Origin of the sequence: Halomonas sp. SIMBA_159 (assembly GCF_046536035.1) — a bacterium.
GTDB classification, from domain to species: domain Bacteria; phylum Pseudomonadota; class Gammaproteobacteria; order Pseudomonadales; family Halomonadaceae; genus Vreelandella; species Vreelandella venusta_A.
Window position 1 is genome coordinate 1 of the sequence record NZ_JAWJBT010001666.1, and the last position, 234, is coordinate 234.

Consider the following 234-nt stretch of genomic DNA (forward strand, 5'->3'; position numbering starts at 1 on the left):
CAGGCTGGAAGCTATGTCAAACAAACCCTTTATCTACCAGGCACCTTTCCCGATGGGGAAAGACAATACCGAATACTATCTACTCACTTCCGATTACGTTAGCGTTGCCGACTTCGACGGCGAAACCATCCTGAAAGTGGAACCAGAAGCCCTGACCCTGCTGGCGCAGCAAGCCTTTCACGACGCTTCTTTTATGCTCCGTCCGGCACACCAGAAACAGGTTGCGGCTATTCT

The 234-nt window shown here is 51.7% G+C and carries 1 pseudogene; it reads left to right on the top strand.

What is annotated here, in order from left to right:
• Positions 1 to 13: 13 nt before the first annotated feature.
• Positions 14 to 234 (top strand): annotated as a pseudogene (locus R0J87_RS24870) (hypothetical protein); the annotation flags it as partial.